General features: G+C 70.8%; 16 protein-coding genes. 2 read left to right on the top strand and 14 right to left on the bottom strand.

The annotated features are described in order from the left end of the window. Positions 1-2: 2 nt before the first annotated feature. The 5 genes from ACFVQ0_RS33445 to ACFVQ0_RS33425 form a co-directional block, all read right to left on the bottom strand. Positions 3-851: a carbohydrate ABC transporter permease gene (locus tag ACFVQ0_RS33445; RefSeq protein WP_311305420.1), complete on the bottom strand. Its 849-nt coding sequence runs from the start codon at positions 849-851 to the stop codon at positions 3-5. Then, the gene (locus ACFVQ0_RS33440; RefSeq protein WP_390092927.1) at positions 848-1,822 is read right to left on the bottom strand and encodes a carbohydrate ABC transporter permease; all 975 of its coding nucleotides are present in this window, start codon (positions 1,820-1,822) and stop codon (positions 848-850) included. Before ACFVQ0_RS33440 ends, ACFVQ0_RS33445 begins: the two co-directional genes overlap by 4 nt. A 2-nt stretch (positions 1,823-1,824) precedes the next feature. Continuing rightward, complete coding sequence (locus ACFVQ0_RS33435) at positions 1,825-3,129, bottom strand: extracellular solute-binding protein (protein ID WP_390092926.1); 1,305 nt, start codon at positions 3,127-3,129, stop codon at positions 1,825-1,827. Positions 3,130-3,379: 250 nt separating this feature from the next. After that, positions 3,380-3,673, bottom strand: a complete 294-nt coding sequence (locus ACFVQ0_RS33430) for a DUF3039 domain-containing protein (RefSeq protein ID WP_073723799.1) — start codon at positions 3,671-3,673, stop codon at positions 3,380-3,382. Between the two features lie 30 nt (positions 3,674-3,703). Beyond that, entirely contained in the window at positions 3,704-4,264 is a 561-nt protein-coding gene (locus ACFVQ0_RS33425; protein WP_073738176.1) for a YqgE/AlgH family protein, read from the bottom strand. 274 nt (positions 4,265-4,538) lie between these two features. Here ACFVQ0_RS33425 and murA point away from each other — a divergent pair, with 274 nt between their 5' ends. Continuing rightward, positions 4,539-5,879, top strand: a complete 1,341-nt coding sequence (gene murA / locus ACFVQ0_RS33420) for a UDP-N-acetylglucosamine 1-carboxyvinyltransferase (protein WP_327337128.1) — start codon at positions 4,539-4,541, stop codon at positions 5,877-5,879. A 139-nt stretch (positions 5,880-6,018) separates the two neighbouring features. Here murA and ACFVQ0_RS33415 read toward each other — a convergent pair whose 3' ends face one another. From ACFVQ0_RS33415 to ACFVQ0_RS33395, 5 genes are all read right to left on the bottom strand, one after another. After that, positions 6,019-6,300, bottom strand: coding sequence for an HU family DNA-binding protein (locus ACFVQ0_RS33415; protein WP_003968811.1), 282 nt, complete (start codon positions 6,298-6,300; stop codon positions 6,019-6,021). A gap of 344 nt (positions 6,301-6,644) precedes the next feature. Continuing rightward, entirely contained in the window at positions 6,645-8,078 is a 1,434-nt protein-coding gene (locus tag ACFVQ0_RS33410; protein ID WP_390092925.1) for an NAD-dependent malic enzyme, read from the bottom strand. A 459-nt stretch (positions 8,079-8,537) separates the two neighbouring features. Next, positions 8,538-10,916, bottom strand: a complete 2,379-nt coding sequence (locus tag ACFVQ0_RS33405; RefSeq protein ID WP_390092924.1) for a HelD family protein — start codon at positions 10,914-10,916, stop codon at positions 8,538-8,540. A 107-nt stretch (positions 10,917-11,023) separates the two neighbouring features. Next, complete coding sequence (locus tag ACFVQ0_RS33400; RefSeq protein WP_390092923.1) at positions 11,024-11,632, bottom strand: CGNR zinc finger domain-containing protein; 609 nt, start codon at positions 11,630-11,632, stop codon at positions 11,024-11,026. Between the two features lie 112 nt (positions 11,633-11,744). Beyond that, positions 11,745-12,329 (bottom strand): GNAT family N-acetyltransferase, encoded by a 585-nt coding sequence (locus ACFVQ0_RS33395; RefSeq protein WP_390092922.1) that lies wholly within the window; start codon positions 12,327-12,329, stop codon positions 11,745-11,747. Between the two features lie 92 nt (positions 12,330-12,421). Here ACFVQ0_RS33395 and ACFVQ0_RS33390 point away from each other — a divergent pair, with 92 nt between their 5' ends. Then, positions 12,422-12,991: a DUF1772 domain-containing protein gene (locus ACFVQ0_RS33390; protein WP_390092921.1), complete on the top strand. Its 570-nt coding sequence runs from the start codon at positions 12,422-12,424 to the stop codon at positions 12,989-12,991. Here the strand turns inward: ACFVQ0_RS33390 and ACFVQ0_RS33385 are convergent. The 4 genes from ACFVQ0_RS33385 to ACFVQ0_RS33370 all read right to left on the bottom strand — a co-directional run bounded on the left by ACFVQ0_RS33385 (position 12,940) and on the right by ACFVQ0_RS33370 (position 19,276). Next, entirely contained in the window at positions 12,940-14,082 is a 1,143-nt protein-coding gene (locus ACFVQ0_RS33385; protein WP_390092997.1) for a uroporphyrinogen-III synthase, read from the bottom strand. The genes ACFVQ0_RS33390 and ACFVQ0_RS33385 overlap by 52 nt on opposite strands. Before the next feature lie 291 nt (positions 14,083-14,373). Then, entirely contained in the window at positions 14,374-15,705 is a 1,332-nt protein-coding gene (locus ACFVQ0_RS33380) for a nitrate/nitrite transporter (protein ID WP_390092920.1), read from the bottom strand. 128 nt (positions 15,706-15,833) lie between these two features. Beyond that, positions 15,834-17,153 (bottom strand): acyltransferase, encoded by a 1,320-nt coding sequence (locus ACFVQ0_RS33375; RefSeq protein ID WP_390092919.1) that lies wholly within the window; start codon positions 17,151-17,153, stop codon positions 15,834-15,836. Continuing rightward, positions 17,150-19,276 (bottom strand): glycosyltransferase, encoded by a 2,127-nt coding sequence (locus ACFVQ0_RS33370; protein ID WP_390092996.1) that lies wholly within the window; start codon positions 19,274-19,276, stop codon positions 17,150-17,152. Before ACFVQ0_RS33370 ends, ACFVQ0_RS33375 begins: the two co-directional genes overlap by 4 nt.

Raw genomic sequence — 19,276 nt, 5'->3', positions numbered from 1 at the left:
GGTCAGTCCTTAACCGCTCCGCCCAGTCCCGAGACCAGGCGTCGCTGTACGAGTACGAAGAAGACCAGCACGGGGATGGTCATCACCGTCGAGGCTGCCATGATCCCTCCCCAGTCGTTCTCATCGGGTTTGAAGAAGACCAGCAGCGCCATCGGGAGCGTCGACTGGGAGGTGTCGCTGATGATGAACGACTTCGCGAAGAGGAAGTCGTTCCAGGTCGAGATGAACGAGAAGACGCTCGTCGCCACCAGTCCCGGGAAGACCAGCGGGAAGAGGATCTGCCACAGGAAGCGGGCCCGGCTCGCGCCGTCGATGTACGCCGCCTCCTCCAGGGCGTCCGGGACGGCCTTGACGAAGCCGCGCAGCATCCAGATCGCGAACGGCAGCGAGAACGCCAGGTGCGGCAGGATCAGCGAACCGAGCGTGTTCAGCTGGCCGAAGTCGCGCATCAGGAAGAACAGCGGGATCGTCAGCGCCTCGACCGGCACCATCTGCGCGACCAGGAACATGATCAGCAGGGTGGTGCGGAAGCGGAACCGGAACCGGGTGACCGCCGTCGCCGCCAGGAAGGCGATCAGCGCGGAGACGATGACGACCGTACCGGCGACGATCAGGCTGTTGAGGAAGTAGCGCCCGAAGTCCTGCTGCTGGAAGACCCGGCGGAAGGAGTCCAGGGACGGCGACAGCGTCCACGGCCTCGGGTGCGCGGACTGGACCTCTCCGGCCGGTTTGAAGGCCGAGAGCACCATCCAGTACAGCGGGAAGGCCACGGCGGCGGCGATCAGCAGCGCGGCGGCCTCGGCGGCGAGCCGGCCGGGCCGGCGGACGCGCGACAGGGACGGCAGGCTCACAGTTCCTCCCCCTGGCGCCTCACCAGGCGCAGATAGACCAGCGTGACCGCCAGCAGGATGACCAGCATCACGACGCCGATGGCCGAGCCGAGGCTGTACTGCGAGGACGCGAACGCCTTCTGGTAGGCGTACACGTTGAGCACCAGGTTCTGTCCGGCGATGCCGCCGCCGTTGGTCATCACGTAGATCTGCGTGAAGACCTTGAAGTCCCAGATGATCGACTGGATGGTGACGACGATCAGGATCGGCCGCAGCATCGGCGCCATGACGGAGCGCCAGATCCGCCACTGCGAGGCGCCGTCCAGCGCCGCCGCCTCCAGCACCTCGGTGGGGATCGCCCGGATGCCCGCGTACACGGTGACCATCACGAACGGGAACGAGCACCACAGGACTTCGAGGAGCACCAGCGCGAAGGCGCTGTAGCGCCCGTACGTCCAGGAGAAGTCACCGAGCCCCAGCACCCGGTTGACCGGTCCGAAGTCGGCGTCGAAGAGGAAGACCCAGACGGTCGAGCCGGTGATCGCCGGGGTCGCCCAGGCGCCGAGCGCGGCCATCATCAGCGCGAGCCGGGGCAGGGCCCGTACCCGGGTCAGCAGGACGGCCAGGGCGCAGCCGACCAGCAGGGTGGCGAGCACGCAGAGGGCCGCGAAGACCACGGTGGCCGCCAGCACCTGCCAGAACTGGCTGTCCTGGAAGAGCGTCGCGTAGTTGCCGAACCCCTGGAAGGTGGCCGGTTCGCCGCCGCTGACCTGGGCCTGGGTGTACTCCAGGAAGGAGATCAGGCCGAGTTGGTAGATCGGGTAGACCAGCAGCCCGCCCAGCAGGACGAGCGCGGGCAGGAGGTAGAGCCAGGGGGTCCAGCCGGACCGCCCGGCCGGGGAGGCCGAGGGGCGGCGCCGGCGCGGACGGGGGGTGGCCCCGCCCGTGCCGGGTGCGCCCGGCGCCTTGTACGCCGTGCTGTTCGCCGTCATCGTCAGCCCGCGGCGGCGAACGCGGCGTCCATCTTCTTCGCCGCCTCGTCCGAGGCGCCGGCCACGTCCTTACGGCCGCTGACGATCTCCTGGAACATCGTCGGCAGGATCAGCGAGGAGTCGATCTGGCCCCAGGCGGCGGAGGCGGGGACGAACTTGGCGCCCGCGCCCAGGGTCCTGACGAACGGTTCGACGAACGGTTCCTTCTTCGCGGCCGCGTCGAGCACGTCCGTGTACGTCGGCAGGAAGCCCATCGCGTCGAACATCTTCGCCTGGGTCGCCTTGCCGGTCAGCGACTTCATCAGGTCGACGGCGAGGGTGCGGTGCTTGCTGCTCTTCAGTACGCCGATGTTGTTGCCGCCCGCGAACGCCGGGGCGACCGAGCCCTCGGCCACACCGGGCAGCGGCACGACCGCGTACTTGCCCTTCACCGTGCCCGCCTCGACGGCCGCGTGGCTGAAGTCGCCGCCGATGGCCATGGCGGCCTTGCCGGAGGCGAAGGCGGTGACGGTCGCGTTGCCGCCCATGCCCGCGCACTTGGCGGCCGGGCAGTTGGCGCCGCCGAAGAGCGAGGTGTAGGCGGCGATGCCCTTGCGGGCCTTCTCGCTGTTGATGGCCGCCTTGTACGAAGTCCCGCCGCCCGTGGCAAGTTCGCCGCCGTTGGCCCAGATGAACGGCATGGCGCCATAGGTGTACGCGCCGCCCACCGCGAGCCCGTAGAGGTCCGGCTTCTTCTTGTGGATCTTCTTGGCGGTGGAGATCAGCTCCGCCTGGGACTTGGGCGCCTCGATGCCCAGGTCCTTGAAGACGTCGGTGCGGTAGTAGAGCGCCCGGACGCCGACGAAGAGCGGCGCCCCGTAGATCTTGCCGTCGACCGTCACGGACTGCTTGGCCGTCGGGTCGGTGTCCTTGGCGTCCGCCCACGCGCCGAACTCGGCGCTGACGTCGGCCAGTCCGCCGTCCTTCACGTAGCCGGCGGTGTCGGTGTTGCCGTACTCGATCAGGTCCGGGGCGCTCTTGGGGTCGTTGAACGCGGCCTTGACGCGCTGGGCGCGGGTGTCGACCGGTATGTACTCGATCTCGACCTTCGCGTCCTCGTGGGCCTTCCGGAAGTCCGCGACCGCGGCGTCGACGACCTTCTCCTTGGGCTTGTTGCCCACCTCCTGGAAGAGCCAGACGCGCAGTGTGCCGGTCTTCTCGTCCCCCTTGGCGCCGGTGTCGGAGGTCTGCGGCGCGCAGGCGGTGGCGGTGAGACCCGCCAGCACAAGCGCCGCAGCCGGGGCGGCAATTCGGGCAGAAAGCTTCATCCGGGACCCCTACCGGTAAGCGTTGCAACATGCGCAACGCGCGTTTCGTTCTGCACAACTGGCAGGAGGGTAGGTCTAGACGAAGTCTCCGACAAGTGGTCTCAACCACTCTGTGACCCGCGAGGGGCGGCGGCCCGCACGACGGGGCCGCCCCCGGACGACGGAGAACCCCCGGGGCACGCGGCTGCGCGCCCCGGGGGTTCTCCCGGGCAGGTCCGTTCTGCTGCTGCGGCCAGAAAGTGCCGGCCCGCTACTTCTTGTCCTTGCCGCCCTTGCCCTTGTCCTTGTCGCCGCCGGCGCCCATGGACTCGTAGATCTCCTTGCACATGGGGCACACCGGGTACTTCTTGGGGTCGCGCCCCGGTACCCAGACCTTGCCGCACAGCGCCACCACGGGGGTGCCCTCCAGGGCACTCGCCATGATCTTGTCCTTCTGGACGTAATGGGCGTAGCGCTCGTGGTCGCCGTCGCCGTTCGACACCTGTGGCGTCGGCTCCACGAGGGTTCCCGTACCTGCCCCGCGATCGGGCTCAAGAGTGCTCATAACCGCCAAGCGTACTGAAAGCCCGGCGGATCAGTTCAGCGAAGGGTCGTCCGGGTACGTGGCGACCATGGCCAGTTCGCTGCGCTGACGGCGCAGGACGGCCCTCCACAGGCCCTCCGGGCGCGGGGACGAGACATCCCCCGGCTCCGACTCGACGACGTACCAGGCGCCCTCGGAGAGTTCCGCCTCCAGCTGTCCGGGCCCCCAGCCCGCGTATCCGGCGAAGATCCGCAGCGAGCCGAGGGCCGGGGCCAGCAGCTCGGGCGGCGCCTCCAGGTCCACCAGGCCGATCGCCCCGTGCACCCGGCGCCAGCCGAGGGGACCCTCCTCCCCGGGGATCACCGCCACCCCCAGCGCCGAGTCGAGGGAGACCGGGCCGCCCTGGAAGACGACACCGGGCTCACCGGCCAGTCCGGCCCAGGACAGGAGGATGTCGGCGACGCCGACCGGGGTCGGGCGGTTCAGGACAACACCGAGCGAGCCCTCCTCGTCGTGGTCGAGGAGCAGCACCACCGCGCGGTCGAAATTCGGGTCCGCCAGGGCGGGTGCGGCCACGAGCAGCCGCCCTGTGAGCGAGGACACCTCGGTCATGCCAGAAATGATCCCGCATCTTCGTCGTTCGTGGGGGCCAAGTGGCCCGGCCGCCGCCCCGGGGACCCGAGCGCAGCTCAGGGCGCACGGGTGCACGGGGAGCGCACGACCGGGCACCCATCCGGACGGTAACCCTCCGCAAGATCCAGGAAGCGGAGCGTGTTGTGGCGGATTCATGACGTTCGCGTACCCCCCGCTTTCTTACGGAGGAGGGGTGCGCGGCCATTACCCTTTCGATTGGCCCCCTGCCCGACCACTCCGGAACGCGAGATTCATGACCGGCACAGACGATGTCCTGCTTGTCCACGGCGGAACCCCGCTGGAGGGCGAGATCCGCGTCCGAGGCGCCAAGAACCTGGTGCCGAAGGCAATGGTCGCCGCGCTGCTCGGCAGCGGGCCCAGCCGACTGCGCAACGTCCCCGACATCCGCGATGTGCGGGTGGTCCGCGGGCTCCTGCAGCTGCACGGCGTGACGGTCCGTCCGGGTGACGAACCGGGCGAGCTGATCCTGGACCCCACCCACGTCGAGAGCGCGAACGTCGCCGACATCGACGCCCACGCGGGTTCTTCGCGCATCCCGATCCTCTTCTGCGGCCCGCTGCTGCATCGGCTGGGCCACGCGTTCATCCCGGGGCTCGGCGGCTGCGACATCGGCGGCCGGCCGATCGACTTCCACTTCGACGTGCTGCGCCAGTTCGGCGCGACGATCGAGAAGCGGGCGGACGGCCAGTACCTGGAGGCCCCGCAGCGGCTGCGCGGCACCAAGATCCGGCTGCCGTACCCGTCGGTGGGCTCCACCGAGCAGGTACTGCTGACCGCCGTGCTGGCCGAGGGCGTCACCGAGCTGTCGAACGCGGCCGTGGAGCCGGAGATCGAGGACCTCATCTGCGTACTGCAGAAGATGGGCGCGATCATCTCCCTGGACACCGACCGGACCATCCGGATCACCGGTGTCGACCGGCTGGACGGCTACACCCACCGGGCCATCCCGGACCGCCTGGAGGCGGCCTCCTGGGCGTCCGCGGCGCTGGCGACCGAGGGCAACATCTACGTCCACGGGGCGCAGCAGCGCTCGATGATGACGTTCCTGAACACCTTCCGCCGGGTCGGCGGCGCCTTCGAGATCGACGACGAGGGCATCCGGTTCTGGCATCCGGGCGGCGCGCTGAACGCCATCGCGCTGGAGACGGACGTGCACCCCGGCTTCCAGACCGACTGGCAGCAGCCGCTGGTCGTGGCGCTGACGCAGGCCGCGGGTCTGTCGATCGTGCACGAGACGGTGTACGAGTCGCGGCTCGGCTTCACCTCCGCGCTGAACCAGATGGGCGCGCACATCCAGCTCTACCGCGAGTGCCTGGGCGGCTCCGACTGCCGCTTCGGCCAGCGCAACTTCCTGCACTCCGCGGTCGTCTCCGGGCCGACGAAGCTGCAGGGCGCGGATCTGGTCATCCCCGACCTGCGCGGCGGCTTCTCGTACCTGATCGCCGCTCTGGCGGCGCAGGGGACGTCCCGGGTGCACGGGATCGACCTGATCAACCGGGGCTACGAGAACTTCATGGACAAGCTGGAGAAGCTCGGCGCGAAGGTGGAACTGCCGGGCGGTTCACTCGTCTGAGCCGGGTCCCCGGGGGCGGTGAGCCCCCGGGGAGCGGCTCCGTACCCGCACAGAGGCCCGCAAACGGCTCTCTGCGGCCCGCACGCCGAAGGGCGGCCACCCTGGTCGGGGTGACCGCCCTTCGTCGTGCCAGAAGGTGTTACTTGCCCTTGGCGGCTTCCTTGAGCTTCGAGCCCGCGGAGACCTTCACGCTGTAGCCGGCCGGGATGTTGATCGGGTCGCCGGTCTGCGGGTTACGAGCGGTGCGAGCGGCACGGTGGGTGCGCTCGAAGGTCAGGAAGCCGGGGATGGTGACCTTCTCGTCGCCCTTGGCGACGATCTCACCGACGGTCTCGGCGAGCGCGGCCAGCACGGCGTCGGCGTCCTTGCGAGTCACCTCGGCGCGGTCGGCCAGGGCGGCCACCAGCTCACTGCGGTTCATGTTGTTACTCCCGTGTTCTTCTTGCCTGTGAGGCGTGAGATCGAAGCCGATGCTGCCAGGGCCCTCGGACAGTCCCCGGACTCGGGTCCGTGTAAGGAACCCTCGCGCCCCGTGGGGGTCTCCCCCCGGACGAAGTCCTTGGGAAAGCATCCTGCCCCCACCTGCGGCGGGAAAGCCAATCCGGCACCCTCCGGAGTCACACGAAAAGCGCCACTGCCTCGTCGTGGTGACGTTCCGTCGACTCCCCGAAAGCGGTCCGCAGCTGTTGCGGGGCTCTGCGGGACGCGTCGCCCGCCCACCCTAAAGGGGCGTTTGGGGCGCCGCGACCCGCGACGCGCCGGACATCAGACGGACGTGGGGCCCGTCACAGTCACGCCGGCCGCCTTGGCGGCGTCCCGGACGGCTCCGGCGACCGCTCCGGCGACCTTGTCGTTGAAGACCGAGGGGATGATGTAGTTCGCGTTCACCTCGTCCTCCGCGACGACACCGGCGAGGGCGCGTGCGGCGGCGAGCATCATCTCGGTGTTGACGGTCCGGGACTGGGCGTCCAGGAGGCCGCGGAAGACGCCGGGGAAGACCAGGACGTTGTTGATCTGGTTGGGGAAGTCGGAGCGGCCGGTGGCCACGACGGCGGCCGTCTCGCGGGCGACCGCGGGGTCGACCTCGGGGTCCGGGTTCGCGAGCGCGAACACGATCGCGCCGTCCGCCATGGCCGCGACGTCGGTCCCGTCCAGCACGTTCGGGGCCGAGACGCCGATGAAGACGTCGGCGCCCACGACGGCCTGCTTGAGGGTGCCGGTGACGGACTCCGGGTTGGTGTTGTCCGCGATCCAGCGCAGCGGCGAGTCGGCGTCGGCGGAGACCAGGTCCTCGCGGCCGGCGTGCACCACACCGTGGATGTCGGCGACGACCGCGTGCTTGACGCCCGCGGCGAGGAGGAGCTTCAGGATGGCCGTACCGGCCGCACCGGCGCCGGACATGACGACCCGTACGTCCCCGATGGCCTTGCCCACCACGCGCAGCGCGTTGGTCAGCGAGGCCAGGACGACGATGGCGGTGCCGTGCTGGTCGTCGTGGAAGACGGGGATGTCCAGGGCCTCGCGCAGCCGGGCCTCGATCTCGAAGCAGCGCGGCGCGGAGATGTCCTCCAGGTTGATGCCCGCGAAGCCGGGGGCGATCGCCTTGACGATCTCGACGATGGCGTCGGTGTCCTGGGTGTCCAGGCAGATCGGCCAGGCGTCGATGCCGGCGAACCGCTTGAAGAGGGCCGCCTTGCCCTCCATCACCGGGAGCGCGGCCTTCGGGCCGATGTTGCCGAGGCCGAGCACCGCGGAGCCGTCCGTCACGACTGCGACGGAGTTGCGCTTGATGGTGAGCCGGCGGGCGTCCTCGGGGTTCTCCGCGATCGCCATGCAGACCCGCGCCACACCGGGGGTGTAGATCATCGAGAGGTCGTCACGGTTGCGGATGGGGTGCTTCGACTGCATCTCGATCTTGCCGCCGAGGTGCATCAGGAACGTACGGTCGGACACCTTGCCGAGGATGACGCCGTCGATGCCGCGCAGGCCTTCGACGATCTCGTCGGCGTGCGAGGTGGAGGAGGCCGCGATCGTGACGTCGATCCGGAGCTTGTCGTGGCCGGAAGCGGTCACGTCGAGGCCGGTGACCGAACCACCGGAGGACTCCACGGCCGTGGTGAGCTGGGAGACCGCTGTGCCGCTCGCGGGCACCTCCAGCCTGACCGTCATCGAGTACGAGACGCTGGGCGCCGTTGCCATGGCCGAGTCCTTCGCTTTCCTTAGCTTCATTGCTACGCGGCCGGGTCCGAAATCAGGATCAGACCCGCACACGCCTTCAGATATTCGCACCTACCGGTGGGTAGCCGGTAATGACTGCCGCACTTCGGAAAGTTGTTTCCACCATACGAGATATGAGGGCTCCAGCGGAACCCCTGAAGACGCACCTCCGGGATGCCGACGCGATCCCGGTGGGCCCGTAAACAGAAACAGACCCGCGTCACCGGGAGGTGACGCGGGTCTGTCTTCTTCGGTTAAGCGGCACCGGCCCGCCATGCTCGCCTCGCGGCAAGTGGTCGCTCGAAGCGACTAAGGTTGGGCCCGGGGGCTTGGATCGAGCCGATGCCGACTCCAGGCTAACAAACACCCCGGAGAAGTGATTCCCCACGGCGCGGGTTGACTCCGAAGAGGTCCCGCGCCGGCTGGAGCGGCGGCCGGGCGTCAGTCCCTCAGCAGGTCCGGCACCCCGTCCTCGTCGGGCAGGTCCCGCTCCCCCGAGACGACCGTGAGCTGCTGCGTCGCCCGCGTCAACGCGACGTACAGCACCCGCAGCCCCGCCGGGGACTCGTCCGCGATCTCCGCGGGCGAGACGACCACCGTGGCGTCGTACTCAAGACCCTTCGCCTCCAGGCTGCCGAGCGCCACCACCCGCTCGCCCAGCTCCGCGAGCCAGGCGCGGGCCTGCGCCCGCCGGTTCATCGCGACGACGACGCCGACGGTGCCGTCCACCTCGCCCAGCAGCCGCCGCGCCTCCTCGCGCACGGTCCCGGCCAGATCGCCGTCCCGTACGGTCTCGAAGCGCGGCCGCACGCCCGTGGAGCGGACGGCGGCCGGTGACTCCATGCCGGGCATCGCGAGCGCGAGGACCTTGGCCGCGAGCTCGGCGATCTCCGCCGGGTTGCGGTAGTTGACGGTCAGCGTGAAATTCCGGCGCGGGCGGCTGCCGAGCGCCTCGTCGCGCGCCGCGGCCGCCTCGTCCGGGTCGGACCAGGAGGACTGCGCCGGGTCCCCGACGATCGTCCAGGTGGCGTGCCGGCCCCGGCGGCCGACCATCCGCCACTGCATGGGCGTGAGGTCCTGCGCCTCGTCGACGATGACGTGCGCGTACTCGGTGCGCTCCGCCGCGAGCCGCTCGGCCCGCTCCCACTGGGTCTCCTCCCGCTGCGGCATCAGCTCCTCCAGACCGGTGAGCTGGTCCAGCGGGTCGAACTCCCGTTTGCGCTTGGGCCGGTTCGGGGTGCCGATCAGATGCTGCAACTCGTCCAGCATCGCCACGTCGTGGACGGACAGCGGCCCCCGGCCCGCACTGTCGAGACGCTTCAGGGACCGCGCGAGCCGCCGCACCTCGCCCTGGTTGAGGGTCCGCCTGGCCCAGCGGGAGAGCCGCTTCTCGTCGGACATCGCGGCGAGCACCCCGCGCGGGGTGAGCTCGGGCCACCAGGCGTTCAGGAACGCGATGAACGGCGCCTCCGTGGAGACGTCCTCGTCGAACGAGGAGCGCAGTTCGACGGCCAGCTCCGGATCGGTGTAGCGGCCCCGGCCGGACGACCTGCTCCACAGCGCGTCCAGCAGCAGTTTGCGGGCGCGCGGGCGCAGCAGGTTGACCGGTGCGGTGCCGCTGAGGACGTTGTTCCTGATGCGCCGGAGCTCGTCCTCGTTGAGCTCGACCCGGGCGCCGAAGGCCACCACCCGGAGCCTCGTGGGCGTGGCGGTCTCCTGAGGGGCCTCCTCCTCACCGAATGCCAGCTGGCCGTCGTCCCCGGCAGCGGGCCGGACCACCGGCTGTTCCAGCGCCCCGCGGGCCGCCTTGCGCAGCACGTGCAGGATCCGGGAGGAGCCCTTGATCCGGGCGACGGCCGGTTCGTCGTAGGTGGTGGCGCCTTCGATGCCCGCCGCCTCGTCCGACAGCGAGCCGACCGCGCGGATCGCGACCTGGCCCTCCTCACCGAGCGAGGGCAGCACCCCCTCGGTGTACGCGACCAGCAGCGGCGTAGGCGAGACGACGAGGATGCCGCCCGCGTACCGCCGCCGGTCCTGGTAGAGGAGGTAGGCGGCCCGGTGCAGGGCGACCGCGGTCTTGCCGGTGCCGGGGCCGCCGGAGACCTCGGTGACCGAGGCGGCGGGCGCCCTGATCACCATGTCCTGCTCGGCCTGGATGGAGGAGACGATGTCCCGCATGGTGTGGCTGCGGGCCTGTCCGAGCGCCGCCATCAGCGCCCCGTCCCCGACGACGGGGAGCTTCTCGCCCGCGAGGTAGCCGGTCAGCTCGGGGCGCATCAGGTCGTCCTCGACGCCGAGGACCCGGCGGCCCTTGGAGCGGATGACGCGGCGGCGGACCACCCGGCCCGGTTCCTTCGGCGTGGACCGGTAGAAGGGCGCGGCGGCGGGCGCCCGCCAGTCGATGACCAGGGGCGCGTAGTCGGAGTCCAGGACCCCGATCCGGCCGATGTGCAGCGTCTCCGCGATGTCTGCGGTGCTGTCCTCCCGTACTGCGTCGTCGGCCGGCTCCACGGAGGTGAACGCGCCGTCGGGGCCGCGCTCGCCGTCCTTGCCGAGCAGCAGGTCGATCCTCCCGAAGAGGAAGTCCTCGAACTCGCTGTTCAGCCGGTTGAGGTGGATCCCGGCCCGGAACACCTGGGCGTCGCGTTCCGCGAGTGCCCCCGGTGTCCCGACCTGGCCGCGTTTGACGGCATCACTCATGAGAAATTCCGCCTCGTGGATCTTCTCCTCAAGGCGGTGGTACACACGGTCGAGATGTTCCTGCTCGACACCGATTTCCCGGTCCCGCAACGAATCGACAGCGGCATCCTGCGCGGCCACCGAGACCCCCTTCTGACGTGCATTGGGCAGCCGTCAACCCTATGCGACGCGGGGCCCGTCGCGCACCTGCCACGAGCATGTGATCGAGCCGGTGCCGTACGGGGCCGTCACGGCGGAGCGGACCGCCCGGCCGGGTCCGCGTTGCGCCGCCGGTGCCGGGCCACCCGTTCGCGGTTCCCGCACACCTCGCTGGAGCACCAGCGGCGGCGCCTGCCGCGTGAGGTGTCCAGGTAGATCCGGCGGCAGTTGTCGCCCTCGCAGCGGCGCAGGCCGCCCAGCGCCACCGGGTCGGTGAGGAGCTCCACCGCGTCGCGGGCCACGGTGGCGAGCAGTGCCCGGCAGTCGGGTTCGGTGCTGAGCCCGCGCACCAGGGCGCCGCTCCCGGTGCGCACGGCGCGCACGCCGGGCGGTGCCCCGGCGGCGAGCGCGTTGACGCGCTCCAGCGCGCCCTCGGCTCCGCGCCCGCCGAGCTGTGCGGTCAGCAGCCGGTCGACGGCGGTCCTCAGCTGGCGGAAGAGCAGCAGCCAGTGGTGGTCCACGGCGGTGAGCCGGGTGCCCTGCGGTACGGCTCCGGAGGCCATCAGCCAGTGGGCGAGCCGCTCGGGCGCGTCCAGCGGGTCGGGGGCGTCGGCGCGGCCGGACCCGGTCGCGACCAGGTCCAGGCAGAGCCGCCCGGCGTCGAACCGCCAGTCGCACGATCCCTTGCGCGTTGCCATGCGCATGTCACCGCCTCGGTCCGGCCCGACGTCCCCACCAGAGTGCCCGTCCGGCCCCCCGCCCGTAACCCCTGGCGCCGCGCGGACCGTACGGGCGGCGCCAGGCGGGCGCTCAGGCCCCGGCGGTGGCCGGCGCCCCGGTGACCGGGCCGTCGTGCAGGATGCGCTGGAAGAGGCGGTGATCGCGCCAGTCGCCGTCGATGTGCATATAGCGCGGGACCGTCGCGAACTGCTCGAAGCCGCACTTGGTGAGCACCCGCCGCGACGCGTCGTTGTGCAGCAGCGTGCCCGCCTCGACCCGGTGCAGCCGCAGCTCGTCCCGGGCCAGGTCGCAGATGAGCCGCACCGCGGCGGTGGCCAGGCCGCGGCCCGCGTACTCGACGTCCACCCAGTAGCCGAGCGTGGCGCTGCGGAACGGTCCGAGCACGATGGCGTTGAGGTTGAACCCGCCGACCGCCCGGTCCTCCTCGTCGGCCAGCACCCAGGACCGCACGCGCCCCGCCGCCTGGTCGGCCAGGATCCCGGCCAGCCGCTCGCCCTGCCCCTGCTCGGTGTAGAAGGCGTCGGGCCGCCGGGGCTCCCACGGACTCATGTACGTACGGCTGCGGGTCAGCGACGCGGCGAGGGAGGCGGCGTCGGACGCGGTGACGGGACGGAGCCGTATCCCGGGGTCGAGCCGGTGGATGTCATCGATCATCCCAGCACGGTAACCCGGGCCCTGGACGCCCGCGTAGGCAGTTGCGCGCCTGGACGATGGAGCGGGAGCGGCCGCGCGAATTGACTGGAGCCATGACAACCAGCCAGGCCCACCGGCCGCACCGCACCCTTCGCCACCTCGTCCTCGGCGGCGCCGCCGTCACCACCGGGCTCACCGCGGGCACCTTCTACGTCTTCTCCTGCGCGGTCATGCCCGCGCTCGGCCGCAGCGACGACCGGACCTTCATCGAGGTCATGCGGAACATCAACGACGTCATAGAGAACCCGGTGTTCTTCGCGGGCTTCTTCGGCGCGCTGATCCTCACCGCGGTGGCCGCCTGGCAGCAGCGACGCTCCCCCGGCCCGCGCGGCTGGCTCTTCGCCGCGCTCGCGGTGTACGCCGTCGCCTTCCTGCTCACCTGTGGCGTCAACGTCCCGCTCAACGACGAGCTCGCGCGGGCCGGCGACCCGGCGCGCATCGCGGACCCGGCCGCCGTGCGGGACCGGTTCGAGGACGCGTGGGTCGCCTGGAACGCCGTACGGGCGGTCCTGTGCACCGCGGCACTGGCCCTCCTGCTGCGCGCCTCGTACCTGACGGCGCGCCATCTCCCTCAGGAGTCGGCGTACTTGGCGTCGGCGGCCGGGTCGAGGGCCAGCCGGTAGCCGCGCTTGACGACCGTCTGGACGATCCTGGGCACCCCGAGCGCGGTGCGCAGCCGGGCCATGGCCGTCTCCACCGCGTGCTCGTCCGTGCCGCTGCCGGGCAGCGCGCGCAGCAGCTCCGCGCGGGCCACCACCCAGCCCGGCCTGCGGGCCAGGGCGTGCAGCAGGGCCATCCCGGCGGGCGGCACCGGGCGCAGTTCGTCGTCGACCAGGACGGCATGGCCCCGGATCTCGACCCGGTGCCCGGCGATGGGCAACGTCCGGGCACGGGAGGGCAGTTCGCGGCAGAGGGCCTGGACGAGCGGGCCGAGGCGGAAGCGCTCCGGCTGGACGGTGTCGAGCCCGTGGGCCTGCAACGGCAGGGCGGTGACCGGTCCGACGCACGCCGATACGACGTCGTCCCGCAGCGCGCCCAGGAGTTCGGGAAGCATGCCGCGCTCCTCCGCCCGGCGCAGCAGCGAGGCCGCGGCGGGGGCGCTGGTGAAGGTGAGCGCGTCCAGGCCGCGGGTGACGGTGAGGTCGAGGAGCCGGTCGAGCGGGGTGATGTCCTCGGGCGGCATCCAGCGGTAGACGGGGACGCCGACGACCTCCGCGCCCGCCGCCCGGAGCGACTCGACGAAGCCGGGGAGCGGTTCGCCGTGCAGCTGGAGGGCGAGGCGGCGGCCCTCCACGCCCTCCGCGAGCAGCCGTTCCAGCACTTCGGCCATGGATTCGGAGGCGGGTGACCAGGCCTCGGTCAGCCCGGCGGCCCGGACCGCGCCCTTGACCTTGGGGCCGCGCGCCAGCAGTTCGACGCCGCGCAGCCGGTCCAGCAGCCGGTCGCCGATCCCCCAGCCGTCGGCCGCCTCGATCCAGCCCCGGAAGCCGATCGCGGTGGTGGCGATGACCACGTCGGGGACGCTGGCGAGGAGCTCCTGCGTGGCGGCGAGGAGCTCCCTGTCGTCGGCGAGCGGCACGATCCGCAGGGCGGGCGCGTGCACCACGGTGGCGCCGCGCCGCCGCAGCAGCGTGGCGAGTTCCTCCGCCCGGCGCGCGGCGGTGACGCCGACCGTGAAGCCCGCGAGGGGCCCGTGCTGTTCGTCGTCGTGCATAAGGTCTACCCGGCTCTCGTCCCGCTGCTGCTCGGTGGTGCGGAGGTCCGAGACTGTCAACGGCGCGTGACAGGCTCGGTTCACCCGTATTTCCCGCCCGTTACGTCACTCGACATCGCAGGGCCGTTCGTTTGGATCAGGCTGGATCAGGGAGCGGGGTCCGGTGCCGTGCATCGCAAGGCGGAGGAGGGAGTCATGGCGGAGCCATGGCGACCGACGACAACGCCGCGAGGTGCGGCACCGGACCCCGCGAGCCCAGCCTGATCCAAACGAACGGCCCCTCGGTCATCATCACACCTCGGCGTAGCTGAGCTGCGGCTTCGCCGGCACCGGAGCCGTGCGGCGAAGGTATACCGCCCAGGTGAGTACGGAACACACCCCGTAGAAGGCCAGGAAGGACCAGAAGGCGGCCGTCCCGGTGCCCGTGTTCTGGAAGGACTGCCGGAAGGCGAGGTTGATGCCGAGCCCGCCGAGCGCTCCGACCGCGCCGATGAGCCCCATGGCCGCGCCGGACAGCCGCCGCCCGTGCGCCGCGGCCGCCTCACCGCGCAGGCCGCGCGCGATGGCCTTGGCGTGGAAGATGCCCGGGATCATCTTGTACGTCGATCCGTTGCCGAGGCCGCTCAGTGCGAAGAGCGCGGTGAAGCCGGTCAGGAAGACGGGGAGCGATTCGATGCCGGAGGCGTACACGACGACTCCGGTCGCGGCGGCCATCGCGACGAAGGTCCCCATGGTGATGCGGGCGCCGCCGTACCGGTCGGCCAGCCGGCCGCCGACCGGCCGGATCAGGGAGCCCAGCAGCGGGCCGATGAAGGTGAGCGAGGCGGCCTCCAGCGGGGTGCGGCCGAACTGGGTCTGGAGCACGAGGCCGAAGGCGAAGCTGTAGCCGATGAAGGAGCCGAAGGTGCCGATGTAGAGCACCGCCATGATCCAGGTGTGCGGGTCGCGGACGGCGTCCCCGGCGGCCCCGGTGTCGTTCTGCACGGGCGCCAGGTTGTCCATGAAGTACGCGGCGCACAGGGCGGCGACGACGATCAGCGGGATGTACGCGCCGAGCACGATCCGTGGATGCGCGGCGCCCGCCGTCCCGATCACCAGCAGCCCGGCGAGCTGCACGACGGGCACCCCCACGTTGCCGCCGCCCGCGTTGAGCCCGAGCGCCCAGCCCTTCTCCCGCAGCGGGAAGAAGGCGTTGATGTTCGTCATGGAGGAGGCGAAGTTGCCGCCGCCGATCCCGGTCAGCGCGGCCACCACCAGGAAGGTGGTGTACGAGGTCCCCGGCTCCATCACCACATAGGCGGCGACGGTCGGCACCAGCAGGGTGAACGCGCTGAACACGGTCCAGTTCCGGCCGCCGAACCGGGCCACCGCGAAGGTGTAGGGCACCCGCACGACCGCGCCCACCAGGGTCGCGGTCGAGATCAGGAAGAACTTCCCGGCCGGGTCGACCCCGTACTCCGGTCCCATGAACAGGACCATCACCGACCACAGGGTCCAGATCGAGAAGCCGATGTGCTCGGACAGGACGGAGAACCACAGATTCCGGCGGGCGATCCGCTCGCCCCTCTCCCGCCAGAACGTCTCGTCCTCCGGTTCCCACTGCTCGATCCAACGGCCAGCCATCACGCGCCTCCACAGGGGGTCGGGGTGTTGTTCCCGAACCTAGGGAGCGCGCGTTTCGGCGCGGTGCCGTGAGGTGACCGGTGCGCAACCTTGCTCTCACCGGGGCGCGGGCGCCCCGGTGAGGGGGTTCACCGGCCGCGCCGCCCTGGAGTCCCGGCCGGTTCCGGCGTGCCGCGTCCGGCTCCCCGCCTCCCGGTCCGCCTCGGCTCGCCGTTGGGCCAGAGCCGGGGCCGCCGCTTCGCCGCCACGTCCTCGACCCAGCCGACCGCGACGATCATCACCCCTATCAGCGGCCAGATCAGGATCAGCATCAGCACGTTGTAGGAGGCGTCGATGTACGTGCCGAGGTGGTCACCGACCCACGGGACGTTCCACAGCTGGTCGATGATCGGCATCGTCGCCATGAACAGCAGGTTGTGCCAGAGGTAGATCGTCACGGCCCGGTTGTTGGCCAGGGTGATCGGGCTGTCCCAGTCGGCCAGCCGGCCGGGCAGTTGCTTCCACGAGGGCGCGTACTGGAGCAGGATCGCGCAGAAGCCGAGTGACCAGGTGGCCTGGGCGAGCGGGATCTCGTCGAGGTTCCAGCCCTCCTCCGTGAGGTGTCCGGACGCCCACCAGAGGCCGAAGGCCATGATGACGGCGGCCGAGGAGACCGAGATGTAGCGCGGGATCTTCTTCAGCAGTCCGTCGTTGTGGGCGAAGCCCAGGATCCAGCAGGCGCCGAACGTGCCGAAGTCGACGAGCGCCTCGCCGGTCGCCCCGTCCACGGTCACCAGGCCGGTGCCGATGACGGCGGTGAGGCCGACCGGCGCGAGCATCGTCGCCCAGGGCAGCCTGCGGAACGCCTTCAGCAGCAGCGGTGAGGCCAGCACGAACCACAGGTAGGCGCGGATGTACCAGAGCGGGCCCACCGCCTGCTCGGCCCACGACTGTTCCAGGAACCCGCTCTCGGAGCCGCTCTCCCAGGGGAACGGCGGCGAGCCGACCGGCAGGATGTAGCAGCCGAGCTTCAGGAACCACCAGATGCCCTCCTCCCGTACCGGTTTGAGGCCCATCACGAACATCATCGGTACGACGAGTGCGGCGAACGCCCACATCGGCGGCAGCAGTCTGCGCAGCCGGCCGCGCAGGACGCTCCAGGCGGGCCGGGCCAGCGACCGGGCCATCAGGGAGCCGGCCAGCGCGAACATCACGCCCATGGACGGGAAGAGGATGGTCAGCCAGGCCCAGCCGAAGAGGTGGAAGACGACGACGCGGACGAGCGCGACGGCCCGGAGCAGGTCGAGATAGCGGTCACGGCCGCTCCCCTTCGCCGGGGGCGGCTGCTCGTCCTCGCCGGGAACGGCGGGCGGGGACGGCGACTGCACCGGGAACACCGGGAACGGCACCGTGTGCGGCTCTCCGGGCGGCTGCTGCGGGTACGCGGAGGGATAGCTGGGGTGGGTCATGCGACGGGCCTCCGGTCGTTGCTGCCGCGCCGCTGGCCGGTCATCGCGCCGGGCGCCTCCACGACACCGGTGCGGCGCAGCTTCTGCCAGCGCAGCCGGCCGCCGGTGAGAGCGGTGATCCAGGACTGGAGCAGCACCACGTACATGAGCTGCCGGTAGAGGATCTGCTGGAGGGGCAGCGAGATCAGGTGCGTCATGCGTTCCCGGTCGAGCCGGAAGGCGTACGCGGCGCAGACCGCCTGTACCGCGAGGACGCCGAGCCAGGCGACGACCGTCTTCTGGGTGGGCCCGAAGACGATTCCGTACAGCAGGAAGACGTCGATGAGGGGGGCGAGCAGCGGGGCGACGACCATGAACAGGGCGACGAACGGCAGTCCGACGCGCCCGAAGCGGCCGGACGGGCCGCGCTCGATCACCGCGCGGCGGTGCTTCCAGATGGCCTGCATCGTGCCGTACGACCACCGGTAGCGCTGCGACCAGAGCTGCTGCACGGTCTCCGGTGCCTCGGTCCAGGCGCGGGCGTTCTCCGCGTACACGACGCGCCAGCCGTCCCGGTGCAGGGCCATCGTGACGTCGGTGTCCTCCGCGAGGGTGTCCTCGCTCATGCCGCCGATCCGGTCCAGCGCGTCCCGGCGGAACGCCCCGACCGCGCCGGGGATGGTGGGCATGCAGCGCAGCAGGTCGTACATCCTGCGGTCGAGGTTGAAGCCCATCACGTACTCGATGTGCTGCCAGGCCCCGATCATCGAGTCCCGGTTGCCGACCTTGGCGTTGCCCGCGACGGCCCCGACCCTCGGGTCCGCGAAGGGCTGTACGAGCTCGCGGACGGTGGACGGCTCGAAGACGGTGTCCCCGTCCATCATCACGATGATGTCGTGGCGGGCGTGCGCGATGCCGTTGTTGAGGGCCGCGGGCTTCCCCGCGTTGCGCTGGCGCACCACCCTCACATCCGGCAGCCACATCGCCTCGACGATGTCCGCGGTGCCGTCCGTGGACCCGTCGTCGATCACGATGACTTCGACCGGATAGTCACTTGCCACCAGGGAGCGCACCGTGTTGGCGATGCACTCGCGTTCGTTGTACGCGGGCACCAGGACGGTCACCGGGCGGGTCACCGGTTCGCCCCAGCCGAAGCCCTGTCGCCGGACCTTTCGGGCGTGCGCGAAGGAGAGCAGCAGCATCAGCCCGAAGCGGGAGATGACCAGTACCCCGATGACGGCGAGGCCGGCCACCATCACATCGGTGATGTGGTCGGAGACGCCGACAGCGTAGACGAACGCCTTGCCCTGCCACAGCGCGAGACCCGTGACGGGGGTGTGCGCGCTGGGGGCGCCGAGGGCGTCGGTGAGGTTGGTGAACTCGTAGCCCTTTTCCTGCATTCCGGGCAGGAAGCGGTCGAGCGCGGCCACGGTCTGGGAGCGGTCGCCGCCCGAGTCGTGCATCAGGACGATGGCGCCCTTGCCGTGCTTCGGGGTGGCGTTCTCGATGATGGTGCGGACGCCAGGGCGCTTCCAGTCCTCGCTGTCGGTGTTGTTGACGACGGTGAGGTAGCCGAGGCCGCCGATGTACTGGGTGACCGGCCAGGACTTGTCGTCCATGGCATCGGCGAATGAGGAGTACGGGGGCCGGAAGAGCGAGCTGCGGATTCCGGCCGCGCCCGCCAGCACCAGCTGGTTCTGCGAGAGCTCCCAGTCGACGCGGGTGTGCGACTGGTAGGAGAGGTCGGGGTGGTTGAAGGTGTGCAGCCCGACCTCGTGCCCCTCGTCGACCATGCGCTTCACCAGCTGGGGGTAGCGCGAGGCCATGGTGCCGGTGACGAAGAAGACGGCGTGCGCGTGGTGCTCCTTGAGCTTGTCGAGCACGCGCGGGGTCCACTCCGGGTCCGGGCCGTCGTCGAAGGTCAGCACGATGCGGTGATCGGGGATGCGCAGGGACTTGGCCGGTTCGCTCGCGCTGCGCGCGTCGATGACGGGTCCGCCTTCGAGGACCTGCTCGGGCACCGTGTCGGTCGCCGCCGGTGGCTGGATCCGGTGGTCGGCAAGGATTTCGCTGTGCACGTAGCCGCGCAGCATCAGCATGGCGAGCAGGGCGACGAGGAGCAGGAACGGCAGGAGATAGCGCAT

Origin of the sequence: Streptomyces sp. NPDC057900 (genome assembly GCF_042887885.1) — a bacterium.
GTDB lineage: Bacteria > Actinomycetota > Actinomycetes > Streptomycetales > Streptomycetaceae > Streptomyces.
This window is presented reverse-complemented; position numbering and strand designations above follow the sequence as displayed.